12 protein-coding genes are annotated in these 12836 nt (G+C 70.1%); 4 read left to right on the forward strand and 8 right to left on the reverse strand.

Translation table 11 applies throughout. The features are described from left to right. Window positions 1-177: 177 nt before the first annotated feature. From ABD817_RS07790 to ABD817_RS07805, 4 genes are all read right to left on the reverse strand, one after another. Complete coding sequence (locus ABD817_RS07790; protein ID WP_344916493.1) at window positions 178-1569, reverse strand: FAD-binding oxidoreductase; 1392 nt, start codon at window positions 1567-1569, stop codon at window positions 178-180. Window positions 1570-1962: 393 nt separating this feature from the next. Beyond that, window positions 1963-2274 carry a hypothetical protein gene (locus ABD817_RS07795; protein WP_344916494.1) on the reverse strand — a complete coding sequence of 104 codons (312 nt, stop codon included), beginning with the start codon at window positions 2272-2274 and terminating at the stop codon, window positions 1963-1965. A gap of 206 nt (window positions 2275-2480) precedes the next feature. Next, window positions 2481-3167 carry a DUF3159 domain-containing protein gene (locus ABD817_RS07800; RefSeq protein WP_344916495.1) on the reverse strand — a complete coding sequence of 229 codons (687 nt, stop codon included), beginning with the start codon at window positions 3165-3167 and terminating at the stop codon, window positions 2481-2483. A gap of 291 nt (window positions 3168-3458) precedes the next feature. After that, complete coding sequence (locus ABD817_RS07805) at window positions 3459-5018, reverse strand: alpha/beta hydrolase (protein WP_344916498.1); 1560 nt, start codon at window positions 5016-5018, stop codon at window positions 3459-3461. A 236-nt stretch (window positions 5019-5254) separates the two neighbouring features. On the opposite strand from ABD817_RS07805, the gene ABD817_RS07810 reads away from it, so the two are divergent. Next, window positions 5255-6007, forward strand: coding sequence for a helix-turn-helix domain-containing protein (locus ABD817_RS07810; RefSeq protein ID WP_344916500.1), 753 nt, complete (start codon window positions 5255-5257; stop codon window positions 6005-6007). Between the two features lie 247 nt (window positions 6008-6254). Then, a complete protein-coding gene (locus ABD817_RS07815) occupies window positions 6255-7262 on the forward strand; it encodes a LacI family DNA-binding transcriptional regulator (protein WP_344916502.1) in 1008 nt (335 codons plus the stop codon). Between the two features lie 60 nt (window positions 7263-7322). Here ABD817_RS07815 and ABD817_RS07820 read toward each other — a convergent pair whose 3' ends face one another. After that, complete coding sequence (locus ABD817_RS07820; protein WP_344916504.1) at window positions 7323-8051, reverse strand: lysophospholipid acyltransferase family protein; 729 nt, start codon at window positions 8049-8051, stop codon at window positions 7323-7325. A gap of 148 nt (window positions 8052-8199) precedes the next feature. Here ABD817_RS07820 and ABD817_RS07825 point away from each other — a divergent pair, with 148 nt between their 5' ends. Continuing rightward, window positions 8200-8964 carry an alpha/beta hydrolase gene (locus ABD817_RS07825; protein ID WP_344916506.1) on the forward strand — a complete coding sequence of 255 codons (765 nt, stop codon included), beginning with the start codon at window positions 8200-8202 and terminating at the stop codon, window positions 8962-8964. Between the two features lie 66 nt (window positions 8965-9030). Next, on the forward strand, window positions 9031-9507 hold the full coding sequence (locus ABD817_RS07830) for a hypothetical protein (protein ID WP_344916508.1): 477 nt from the start codon (window positions 9031-9033) through the stop codon (window positions 9505-9507). Between the two features lie 192 nt (window positions 9508-9699). On the opposite strand, the gene ABD817_RS07835 is transcribed toward ABD817_RS07830, so the two are convergent. The 3 genes from ABD817_RS07835 to ABD817_RS07845 form a co-directional block, all read right to left on the reverse strand. Next, entirely contained in the window at window positions 9700-10827 is a 1128-nt protein-coding gene (locus ABD817_RS07835) for a hypothetical protein (RefSeq protein ID WP_344916511.1), read from the reverse strand. A gap of 86 nt (window positions 10828-10913) precedes the next feature. Beyond that, on the reverse strand, window positions 10914-11765 hold the full coding sequence (locus tag ABD817_RS07840; protein ID WP_344916513.1) for an endonuclease/exonuclease/phosphatase family protein: 852 nt from the start codon (window positions 11763-11765) through the stop codon (window positions 10914-10916). Window positions 11766-11886: 121 nt separating this feature from the next. Continuing rightward, window positions 11887-12831, reverse strand: a complete 945-nt coding sequence (locus ABD817_RS07845) for an ROK family glucokinase (RefSeq protein WP_344916515.1) — start codon at window positions 12829-12831, stop codon at window positions 11887-11889. Between the last annotated feature and the right edge of the window lie 5 nt (window positions 12832-12836).

The raw sequence follows: 12836 nt of genomic DNA on the forward strand, positions 1-12836 counted from the left end.
CGGATTCCCCGCCGCGCACTTCGGGGAATCCGGCGAGACCTCATTGCCCGCAGATCACGACACACCGCCGCACAGCGACCTCGGAACGGGCTTTAGCCGCGTCATCCGCGACGTCAGCGACGCTGTGCCTCGGTGACGCCCGTCGGCGGCGGAACCGTTTTCGGGATGGGGCGGTCGTCAGTCCGCCACGCGCTCAGGCGCCACCGGCGCTTCCTGTGACCGGCGTGCGGGAAGGGGCGTGGCGGTGAAGACGTGCGAGGGGTCGTACGTCTCCTTCGCTCGCAGCAGACGCGCGGCGTGGGCACCGTAGGCGTGTTCGATCTGCTCATGCTGATCCGGCCCGAGGAAGTTGGGGTAGCCGCCGGGCATCGCGTGAGGCGCCAGCGCGGCGCTGACCTGATCGGCCCAATCCCGGTATACGACATCGTCCTCGTCCGGTCCGCGACCGGCGGAGATCTCGACCAGTACATGATCGGTACGCAGGCCGAAGGCCGTGTCGTCAGCGCCGACACGGGTGGCGGCACCGTGGAACCGGCGCAGGCCGATCCCCGCTCCGGGCCCGGGACGCGCCTCGGCCGAGGCGATCAGAAGCTCCATGACGGCGGGCGTCAACGCGGCGACGGTACGGGTGCGGATGTCCCAGTGCATTCCGTGGGGCACGCTGTCGTCGAACTGCCCCAACAGGTCTTTCTGCGAGATCGGGGCAACGGTGCTCATGACCGGGGTACCGAGTCGCGCGACCTCGTCGAGGGCGGCGTCGGCCTCCCGCCGCTCGCCGGACCAGACGGGCACGACGAGCAGGCTCGGGCCCACATCGGGAACGACGGTCATTTCGAGCAGGAGGGTCAGCCCTTCGGGGGCGTCGGCGGTCAGCTCCGCGTACCGGTCCAAGACCTTCGCGGCGTCCTGCCAGGGAAACAGGGCCATGCCGCCCACCAAGCCGCGATCGGGGTGGAGGCGGATCCGCATCGACGTCACCACGCCGAAGTTTCCGCCGCCGCCGCGCAGCGCCCACAGCAGTTCGGGGTCGTCCTCGGTGGAGACGAGGCGGCCGTCGGCGAGGACGACCGTGGCGCCGAGCAGGTTGTCGGCCGCCAGACCGGCCGTGCCCAGCAGCGGGCCGTAGCCCCCGCCGAGGGAGAGCCCGGCCATACCGACGACACCGGCCGTCCCCGTCGCGACGTTCATGCCGTGGGGCGCGGCGGCCGTCACGACGTCCATGGCTCGGCTCCCGCCCCCGGCCACCGCTGTGTCCCGCGTGACACGCACGTCGCGCATCTCGCCGAGGTCGATCACCAGCCCGTCGTTCCGCAGCGCGCGACCGGCCCAGTCGTGGCCCCCCGCGCGCACCGAGAGGCCGACGCCGCTTTCCCGGGCGGCGGTGACGGCGGTGGCGACCTCCGCGTCGGTGCGCGGCCGGGCCACCAGGGCCGGTCGCGCGGTCACCGCACGGTTCCAGAGTTCCGTCGTGCGGGCGTACCAGCCGTCGCCCGGACGGAAAACCCTGTCAGACCCCAGCCGCCGCGTGAGGTGCCGGGCCAGGTCGTCAACTGACTTCTTCGAGGCCATAAATATTTCCGTCTTTCGTATAGTGAAAGATTTTTTTCTTGCGAGGGTCCGCTCTGTCCAGGCCGGGCGTCCCGGAAATCGCACCCGGTGAGAACCGGTCTTCTCGTCGCGGCGGCTCCGGTCGACGTCGGCGGTCAGAACCGTTCCAGGGGACGCAGCAGGGCCGCGCCGAAGAGCGGGACTTGTGAGTCGTGCGGCGGGGCGGTCTCCTCGGTGATGTTCCCGTTGACCAGCAGGCCAGCGGCTTCGGGGCCCTCGCCGGTGAAGCGGACGAGCGAGATCCAGGTGTCGACAGACGTCCAGCTCAGAATCCGCTGTGATCGTTGGAACGCCGCGGTCGTCCCAGGTAATGGTCACCGTTTGTTCTCCTTAAGACGGAATGGCGGTCCGGCGCTATTCACGGACCTGGCCGCTGTCGCGGATCAGGCGAAACCAGATCCTCGCGAACAACAGGCCGATACAGCCGCTGAGCGCGGCGATGACAGTCGCCGCTGTGACACGGCTGTCATCGACGACACCGGCGACGACGAGCATCGACACCACGAACGCGACGACGCCGAGCAGGGCGAACAGTCTGTCCTGCGCGTTTTCCCACCGGCGCGGTCGATGGCCGGTCTGCCGATCGGTGCCGCGACTGTCGAGAAACAGTGCGATCAGCAGAACGGGAACCACCTGCATCGCGTTGTCATACAAAGCGGTGTTCATCTCGCGACACTCCTCGCGTCGTTCGTCACGCCGCCCGTTCCCGTACGCTCACCGCGACGGGACTCGGCACGGCTTTCCTTGGGATTGCGAGGTGACCGCCAGGTGTTCGCCACACCGGTGGCCGGTCACCGGCCGGTCGGCGGCGGACCGGTGAACGGTGATCGATACGGGCGCCGCGACGAACCGGGTTCACCCCACGTGGATTCTCAGGCGCCGGAGGGCTTCGCGATGAGTTGCCTGGTGGAGCGCCGAAAGGCCCAGATGACAACGAGCAGGGCCAGTGTGAGCAGGGGTATCCCCATGGCGATTTTGGCGAAGGCCAGCCAGCCGGTGGCCTCGGCGTCGTAGAGCCAGCGTTGGACGAGGAACCGGGATGCAAAGACAACGGTCAGCGCCAACGTGGCCATGTCGTGCGCACGCAGGACCGGGCGGGACTGCCGCCACCTGTGCTTGCCGCCGTGCAACGCGTTCCACACGAACCCGGTCAGCGGCCGGCGCACGAGCACGGAGACACCGGTGAGCAGGGCCGCGCCCAGGCTGACCCAGATGCCGATGAGGAAGAACCCGCCCGCCGATCCGGTCCAGGCCGCGACACCCGCGGCGGCCGCGACACCGAGCAGTCCCGACAGCGCCGGACGTATCGGCTCCTTGCGCAGCAGCCGCCAGCCGGTGACCAACGCGGCGACCCCGACGGCGACCGCGATCGCGACCGGGAGCGTGAACAGGGCGTTGGCGGCCACGAAGGCCACGATCGGCAGGGTCGTGTACACCATTCCCGGCACGCCGCCCAGCTGATCGACCAGTGTCCGCCGCCGATCGGCGGCGCGCGTCGGCGGGGCCGTCCCGCCGGTGTCGTCGATGTGGTCGTGGTCCACCGGCCCGGGACCGGTCATGCCGACGCCGCCGATCGAGGTGGCACACGGACCACCGGGGTACCGTCCGGCGGGGCCGACACGTGGGAACGGCGAGACGGGCCGAGCAATTCCTCGGCGGTTGTTCTGTCGGGCGGTGCCATGTGCTGCTTCTCCATGTGTTCTGCGAGCCGGGACCGCCGTCACGTCCGGTGGTCCCGGGCGGTCGCGGTCGTCTCAGGTCGTGACGATGATCTGCACCGGCCGTGGTGGTCACGGTGGTCACGGTGACGCCCGGCCGCCGCCCTGTGCGCGGGGCGGCGGCCGGGCGGGTCACAGGGCGCAGCGGGAATCGCCGGTCGGCGTCTGCAAGGTGGTCAGGTACGTGGCGGCGATGTCGTTGACGCAGGCGCTCTTGCCGGACGACAAGATCGTGTGCTGCTCACCGTCGACGGCGAGCACCTTGCCACCCAGGACTTCGGCGAGCTTGACACCGGCGTCGTAGGGCGTGCTCGGATCACCGGTGATGGAGATCGTCAACGTCGGCGCGACACCCTCGATCCGATCGGGAAGGGGGTACGCGGGCTTCGGCTTGGCGGGCCAGAACTCACACCCGTCCCGCGCTCCGCCGACGCCACGGCCGGAATCCACGAACGGCGCCACCTTGTGGATCCGGCCCTCGAACTCATCGACCTGACGGGGGGTCAGACGCTCCTCGTCCATACACGCGATGGCGTAGTTGGCCTCGACGAAGTTGCCTCCGCTGCCGTCCGACGGGCTGACCGCCTCACCCAGCTGCCGCAACTTGTCACCCCGCCCGGCCCGGACCTCGGCGATCCCCGCGGTGATCGCGGGCCACGCCTCCCGGGCGTAGAGCCCGCCGATGACGGCGTTGACCGCGTCGTCGTAGGAGAGCCGTCGTCCATCGCCGGCCGGAACCGGCCGCTTGAGCAGAGGACGCACACTGTCCTGGAAGATTTTGGTGGCCTGGGAGGGGTCGGCGCCCAACGGGCAGTCCGGGCGCTTCGCGCAGTCGGCCGCCATCTGATCGAAAGATCGCTGGAAGCCCGCGTACTGCGACAGCCGCCGGTCGGCGAGCCCGAGGCCGGGCTCGACGGCGCCGTCGAGGATCATGGCGCGCACGTTGCGCGGAAACGCCTCCGCGTACAGGGTCCCGATGCGGGTTCCGTAGCTCTGGCCGAAGAAGTTCAGCTGCTTGTCACCGAGTGCCGCGCGCAGGACGTCCATGTCGCGGACCGTGTCACGCGAGGCGATGGCGGCCAGTGCCTGTTCGCCGCCCGAGCGTTCCGCGCACCGCTCGACCAGCCGGCGGGTGTCGGCCTCCGTGTAGGTGCCCGCCGAGACGATGAACTCGTACGGCAGCTCACCACTGCGCAGTTCCCCGTCGGTGAGGCAGTCCACGGCCGGCTCGCTCGCGCCCACCCCGCGCGGGTCGAACCCGATCAGGTCGAACCGCTCGGTGATCGGGCTCCGCGCCAGCGCCCCGGCGGTGAGAACGGCGAACTGCATGCCGGCTCCTCCGGGCCCGCCGGAGTTGAGCAGCAGGGATCCCATCGAGGCTCCCCGCGCGGGAACCCGCAGCAGCGCGATCTGGGCGGTCTTGCCGTCAGGGTCGTCGTAGTCCAAGGGCACCCGAAGGCGGGCACACTCGAAAGTCTTGCCACTGGTGAAGAGCTTGGCGTCGGCCGGGGTGGTGGCGTAGTCCCCGCACGGGCCGAAGGCCAGCTTCTGGCCGTAGAAGGAGGCGAGTTCCGCCGACGGCCGCGCCGGTTGCGTTTTTTGTTGTTCGGTTGGCGGAGAGCACGCGCTCAGCGTGATCAGTGGCAGAAGAACTCCTACCGCCATCCACGATCGGCGGGTCGAGAAGGACACCGGTTCTCCTGTCGGTGGGAGCCGTTCGACTCCGAGTGGGCGAATACGTCGCGCCCAGGAAACACCCGGCCGTAACGGCACACTCAAGACCGTGCGGGCGTGATCCCCCTCACACGTCAAGGTGCATGACGGTCTGAATTGGGCATGCCGCTACGGCGTGGTTTCGCCGACGCCCCGTCGGCGCGACGGCGTCGGCGGAGACCGCCACCCGACGGAGGAGGACGGAGGAGAAGGACGTGGCCTGGAGCACCCGCGAGATCGCCCAGCTCGCCGGCACGAGCCTGCGCGCGGTACGCCACTACCATGAGGTCGGACTGCTGGAACAACCACAACGGCATGCCAACGGCTACAAGCAGTACGGAGTCGCCCATCTCATCCGGGTGCTGCGCATCAAGCGCCTGGCGGACCTGGGGTTCTCGTTGTCCCAGATCGCCGCCATGGGTGACGCCGACGACCACCCCGAGGACGCCCTGCGCACTCTCGACACCGAACTCGCGGCCACCATCGAACGGCTCCAGCGCGTCCGCGTCGAACTCGGCCTGATCCTGCGCCAGTCCACGCCGACCGATCTGTCAACCGATTTCACCGCGGCCACCGCCGTGGCGAACCTGCCGAACGCCGACCGCTCATTCGTCGTCGTCCTGACCCGGGTCCTCGGATCACAAACCATGCAGGCGTGGGCGGACATGCTGCAGGACCCCGTCAGCGACCCCGTCACCGCGCAGTTCACCAACCTCCCCGCCGACGCCGACGAGCGGACCCGCGTCGCCGTGGCCGAGCGCCTGGTCCCCTACGTGCACGCGCTGTACGCGGCGCACCCCGGACTCGGCGTCACGAACTCCGGCACTCCGCACAGTGCGCACTTCGTCAAGCAGGCTGTGCGGGACGCCTTGCAGGAGCTCTACAACCCCGCCCAGATGGACGTGCTGCGTCGCCTGAACCATCTCCTGGCCGATCAGTACGGTTCGAACGACCAGGAGACGGAATGACCTTTCGGCCTTCCGCCGACAGGGCCGGGACCGTCTCGTCAGTGTCCGTCCCCCGGCGCGCGACATGTCCCGGTCCGGCCGCAACACCGTCCTCTTGAAAACGTTTTAAAAACGGCGGAAAAGCTACGGGACACGTACGGCACCGTCACCGCCGTCGCGTCGGATCGCGGGCCGAAAGCCGACAAGCAGCCCGAAAATACCAGCAATGACTGGCAAACCGAAGGTTGTTACGTTTTAATCAATGCCCATGGGTTCGGTGAGCATAAAGGAAGTCGCGACACGGGCCGGGGTGTCCCCCGGAACGGTCTCCAACGTGCTCAACCGCCCGGAGAAGGTCGCCGAGAGCACGCGCGCCCGGGTCGAGGAGGCGATCCGCGACCTGGGGTTCGTCCGGCACGGTTCCGCCTCCAGCCTGCGGGCCGGGCACAGCCGCACCGTCGGCCTGTCGGTCATCGACATCGGCAACCCCTTCTTCACCGACGTGGCGGCGGGGGTCGAGGAGGTGGCCAGCGAGCGCGGGTACGCGGTGATCCTGGGCAACTCCTCGGGCGACCTCCTCAAGGAGGAGCGCAACCTGCTGGTCTTCGCCGAGCAGCGGGTCCGCGGGGTGCTCATCACGCCCGCCGGGGCGAACCTGGCCAAACTCGACCAGCTCAGGGAGCGCGGCATCAGCGTGGTGCTGGTCGACCACCCCGCCGAACGCGCCGACCAGTGCTCGGTGGCGGTCAACGACATCACCGGCGGCTCGCTGGCGGTCTCCCACCTGCTGTCCGGCGGGGCCGAGCGGATCGCCTACGTCACCGGCCCCCTCACCGTCCGCCCGTGCGCCGACCGCCTGATCGGCGCGAAGCGGGCGCTGGCCGCGGCGGGCCGCGACCCCGGGGAGACGCTGGAGGAGATCTCGGTGAGCGTGATGAACGCCAGGTCGGGGCAGCAGGCGGCGGAGAAGATGATCGCCGGGGGACGACTGCCCGACGCCGTGTTCTGCGCGAACGACCTGCTCGCCCTGGGCATGCTGCGCGGGCTGCTCCAGGCGGGCGTGCGGGTCCCCCGGGACATCTCCCTCATCGGCTACGACGACATCGACTTCGTCTCGGCGTCGGCGGTCTCGCTCAGCTCCATCCGGCAGCCGACCCACCGGCTGGGCCGGGTCGCCACCGAGCTGCTGCTGGACGAGTGCGACAATCCCGGGTCGCACGCCCATCAGCAGATCATGTTCCAGCCCGAGCTGATCATCCGCGAGTCGGCCCCCTGATCCCTCCGGGCTCTCCCGGACTCTCCCGGGACCATGGGCACCGAGCTGGCGCCCGCCTTTTTAGGGACGCCCGCGCGCCTCCTTGGCGGCCTGCTTCGCCTCCTTGGCCGCGCGGGCGGCCTCGACCTTGGCGCTCGCGGCGTACTTGTCGACGTACTCCTGGCCGGAGAGCTCCATCAGCGCGTACATGATCTCGTCGGTGACGGCGCGCAGGACGAGGCGGTCCTCCTCCATCCCGTAGTAGCGGCTGAAGTCGAGCGGCTTGCCGAACTTCACCCCGGGGCGGATGCCCAGCTTGGGCAGGAGCCTGCCCGTGGGCATCATCTCGAAGGTGTTGACCATCGCCCACGGGATGACCGGCACACGCGACTCCAGCGCCAGGCGGGCCACCCCGGTCTTGCCCTTGTAGAGGCGACCGTCGTGGGAGCGCGTACCCTCGGGGTAGATGGCGAGCACGTGCCCCTCCTCGAGGATGCGCTTGCCGGTACGCAGCGCCGCCTCGCTCGCCTTGCCTCCGGAACGGTCGATGGGGACGGTGCCGACGCCGCTGAAGAAGGCCCTGCTCATCAGCCCCTTGAGACCGCGGCCGGTGAAATAGTCGGACTTGCCGAGAGAGATCACCTTGCGCCGCAGAAACAGCGCTCCGAAGAAGTGGTCGGCGAACGACAGGTGGTTTCCGGCCAGGATCACCGGCCCCTGCTTCGGCACGTTCCCCACGCCCTCCACCCACGGGCGGAAAATCAGATGGAGTAGGGGCGAGAGGATGGCCTTCACCACCCAGTAGAACACTCGATGCTCCTTTGATCGGCAGGCGGGGACCTGGAATTATCCTCCCACTTCCGATCCCGGCCACCTACCCCACCGAACCACCCAAAACGACCTCTCGCAAAACACGTCCCAGTCGTGCGACGATCGGGCGAACCTACTAGGAGCCGCGATGCCAGTCATGCCCGGTGCGGAGGCGTACCACCATGCGGGGGGACAGGTCGGCGTCCTGCTCTGCCACGGTTTCACCGGATCGCCGCAGTCGTTGCGCCCCTGGGGCGAATACCTGGCGGCGGCGGGCATCACGGTGGCGCTGCCGAGGCTGCCCGGCCACGGCACCACCTGGCGGGAGATGGCCCGCACCCGCTGGGAAGACTGGTACGCCGAGCTGGACAAGGCCCTGGCGGACCTGCGCGGCAACTGCGCCGAGGTCTTCGTGATGGGCCTGTCTCTCGGCGGGTGCATGGCGCTGCGGCTGGCCGAGGTGCACGGCGACGGGATCAAGGGACTGGTGGTCGTCAACCCCTCGATCGTGAACGACGCGCCGCTGCTCAGGCTGGCGCCGCTGCTCAAGTTCGTGATCGCGTCGGTGCCCGGCGTGGCCGGGGACATCAAGAAGGAGGGGGCGGCGGAGCTCGGCTACACGCGTACGCCGGTCAAGGCCGCGGCGACCCTCCTGCGGCTGTGGTCGCTGACCCGGTCGGAGCTGAGTAAGATCACGCAACCTGTCCTGGTTTTTCATAGTCCGCAGGATCATGTTGTGAAACCGGGGAGTGTGCGTATTCTGCGGGAGAGGCTGACTGGGGGGAATCTGAATGTGGTGGAGCTCGCCAACAGCTATCACGTCGCGACGCTTGACAACGATGCCGATCGGATCTTTGCGGGGAGCCTGGAGTTCATCACCTCGAACGCGTCTGTACCCTTGCAGAGAGACTGATCGCGAGCGGGGGATGCGCGGTCTCCGGGAGAAAGTGATCGGCCGATGAACAACGGGCCCAACTAGGTGACACCTCAAAGCGATGAGGACGAGGTCTGGCGTCAGATCGTCGCGTCCTTCAACGACACCGCCGAGCGCGACTCGGCAGATCAGCCGTGGCCGGACAGTGAGAACCTTCCGGCCGAGCCTCCGCGACGGGTGATCAAACAGTCGGACGAGGAAGACCTCCTGCGTGAGGACGACCCCGTCGACGAGGCCGAAACCGGCACGGAACAGTCCGACGGCGAGGACGAAGAGGGACACTACGTGCCTCCGCCTCCCCCTCCCCTGCCCAAGACCGACGCCACCACCAAGATCGCGTGGCTGGCGTTGTTCGGCGGCCCCGCCTACCTGCTGCTGAGCGCCGCGCTCAGCTGGAACCTGCAGGGGTGGATGCTCTTCACCGCGGTCGCCGCGTTCATCGGCGGTTTCGTGGCGCTGGTGGTCCGCATGGGCGACGGCCCGCCCAACGACTCCGGCTGGGACGACGGCGCGGTCATCTGAGCGATTCGTCCGGCCCCGGTCGTCCCATCCGAGCGGATCGCCCCGAGATCGTCACGCCGGGTCACACCGCCCGGACAGATCGTCCGGCCCCGGTCGTCCTGCGGTTCTTTCGCGGCCGTCGGCGCGGAGCATAACCCGCGCCGATCCCCGGTGGCGGATCGTCCTCGATCACCGGGCACGGCCGTTCCCCGGCTACGGCTTGGCGCGCTCGGAGTTGCCGAAGCGCTCGATCACGTCGGTGTACTTGCCGGAGGCGTCGACCACGTGGCCGACGGTCCACACGGTGTCGGTGCCCGGCAGGTACGCCACCGACTGGAGCCTCACCGTCCGGGGAGCGGCGGTCTCCGGGCCGCGCAGCGCCTTGACCGTGCGCCCGTCGTATCGGAGCAGGAAGGCCTCGCCCGGCCGCTCCAGGTCGACCCCCGAGATCCAGAAGTGCCCCTTGCGGTCGCCCGTCACCCCGTACAGCCGGACATCACCGTCGGGGAGGGACACCCGGGACCACTTCTTGCCGTTCCACGACAGGGCGAGCGGGACTATCCCGCCCTTCTCCCGGTAGACGCCGCCGACGGCGAGGGCCCGCTTGGGCCCGTCGAGGTGGACGTCACGCAGGTAGCCGCCGGGAATCTCCGGGGCCTTGTGGGTCTTCCAGCGCCCGCCGGACTGCCTCATGATCAACGGCTTGCCGCCGGTGTCGCCCACCGCCCACCCGTCGCTCTTGCCCGACAGCGCCACCCCGTACAGCGCGCCCTCGTCGGGCAGCTGGGTGAGCTTCCACTTCGAGCCGGTGCCGGTCACGACCATGGGCAGCTTGTCGCGGCGCCCGACGGCGACCACCCGGCCGGGAACGGCCGCCACCCCGCCCAGCCAGTCGCCCGAGTGCAGCTTGTCGACGACGACCCTGTCGAAGGACGACCCGTCTCCCCTCGCCAGGTAGGGGAGGCCGTCGTGCCCCTCGCCGACGGCCCACAGCTCGGTCGCCGAGGCCGCCGCGACGGAACGCAGGGGCCCGGCACCGGTCGGGTCGTTGCGGATGCCGACCTCCTTCCAGGAGGTGCCGTCCCAGTGGGTGATCGCGCCGCGGCTCTGCCAGACGTCCCAGACGCTCTGCTGGCCGACCGCCCACACGCTCGTGGCCGAGACCCCCGCCACGTCGGACAGCGACCCGTCGCTGCTCAGGCCCGCGCTCACCGGAGCCTGCCATGCCTCGGCCGCGGGCGGGCTGACGGGATCGGCGTGGGCTGGGAACGTTTGCGAGGACAGCAGGAGCAGGCCTCCCGCGCAGAGAACCAGCGCACGCCGCGGAAGGCGGCGGGTCATGTTTCAAATGGTACGGGGCTCGTCCGCTCCCCGCATGCCGGTCTCCCCACTTGACCGGCGCGATCTGGAAAGACGCCCGGCCTTCGTCACGGAAACGCCCGTCCTCCCGGCTCTCCCGGCTCCCCTGGAAGGCCCGGACCGGGCTCCCCCGGCGCGGCGCCCGGGTGGTCGCCGACACCGGATGATCTCGCCGGGGCCGTACCGGGATCGGCGGCCGTGACCCGATCCGGACGGTCACCGGCCTCGGGGCACGGGTGGTCCAGCTCGGCGATCACCGGCAGGTGGTCGGTGGCGGCCACCAGGTCGGCGGGGTCGGCGTCGGCCCCGCCGCAGGAGAGCACGGAGAGGCCGTCCACCGCGAAGATCGCGTCGATCCGCCTGTGCGGGCCCCTGGCGGGGAAGGTGAAGCCGTCGCCGCGCGGCGAGACCGGGTAGCAGTCGGTCAGCCGCTCGGCGAGGTGCCGCCAGCTCGGCCGGTCGGACTGCTCGTTGATGTCCCCGGCCAGCACCGGCAGCGCGCCGAACCGGTCGGCCACCTCCCACAGGAGCCGCACCGCCTCGTCCGCGTGGCGGTGCCGGGCGGTCTCGTCGAGATCCAGGTGGATGGAGCCGACGGCGACCCGCCGATCCCCCGACTCCACCACGGCGATCGCGATGGCGCGCCGTTCCAGGGGGAAGAAGGACTCCAGGAGACGGCCCTCCCCGTGCAGCAGCCGCACCCCGGGGCCGGTCAGCACGGCGACCCCGCCCCTGCGGCGGCCCGCGGCCACGGTCAGCCCGCCGAAGGCGGCGAGCCGCCTTCGGCCGCGGCGCCAGCACAGGAACCGGGGAGCCTCCTGCACGCAGAGGACGTCGGCGCGGAGCGCGGCGACCACCCGCCCCAGCGCCGGGACGTCGTCCTTCATCGAGCGCACGTTGTAGCTGGCGATCCTGAGCACCACGGCCACCTCACTTCGCGACGCGTGCCGCGAGGATAGCCGCGCACCGCCGGACGTACCAGCCGCCCGCCCCGATCGGCATACGGGCGGCATACGGGCGGCCGGTATCTTCCGGAGGCGGTCAGCGCACGCGGGCGAGGTCCGCCGCGCCCACCACACCCGCCGCCGCGCCGAGTTCGGCGCGGCGGATCTCGGCCAGCGGGCGGTGCCCCCGGCCGCTCAGATGGGTGTTGTAGAACTCGCGGGTCTCGTCGATCCACAGGTCGGCGGCACGCGAGACGCCGCCGCCGAGGATGAAGCAGCCCGGGTCGAGGACGGCGGCGAGGTCGGCCAGGCCCTGGCCGATCCAGCGGGCCATCGAGGAGAACGCGGCCAGCGCGGCCGGGTCGCCCTGCCTGGCGGCCTCGGTGACCTCCTGGCCCTCGATCTGGTCGGGCGTTCCCCCGGCGATCTCCAGGAGCTTGACGGCCCGGTCGGGCTCGGCTTCGGCGATCATCCTGGCCTCGCTGACCAGGGCGCTGCCGCTGGCGTACTGCTCCCAGCAGCCGAGGTTGCCGCACCCGCACAGACGCCCCTCGGGGACCGCCTGCATGTGGCCGAGTTCGGCGCCCATGCCCCAGCGGCCCCGGTAGAGGGAGCCGTCGAACACGATGCCGCCGCCGATGCCGGTGCCGACGGTGACGCAGACCAGGTGGGTCTCGCCGCGACCGGCGCCGAACCTGGCCTCGCCCCACGCCATCGCGTTGGCGTCGTTCTCCACCACGACGGGAAGGCCGACCATCTCGGAGACCTTCTTCTGCAGCGGCTCCTCGCGCCAGGCGAGGTTGGGGGCGAAGCGGACAATGGACCTGGTCTCGTCGACGAACCCGGCCGCGCCGAGACCGACGGCCTCGATCTCCCGGCCCTTGGACAGCTCCAGGATCACGTCACCGATCGTGTGGGCGACCCGGTCCGGATTCTCCGCCGGGGTGGGCCGCAGAACATGCTCGATGATCTGGCCGTCCTCGTCGACGACTCCCGCCGCGACCTTCGTCCCGCCAATGTCCACACCGATGGTCAGCGCCATTGTCC

This window comes from Streptosporangium oxazolinicum (assembly GCF_039537505.1).
GTDB classification, from domain to species: Bacteria; Actinomycetota; Actinomycetes; order Streptosporangiales; family Streptosporangiaceae; genus Streptosporangium; species Streptosporangium oxazolinicum.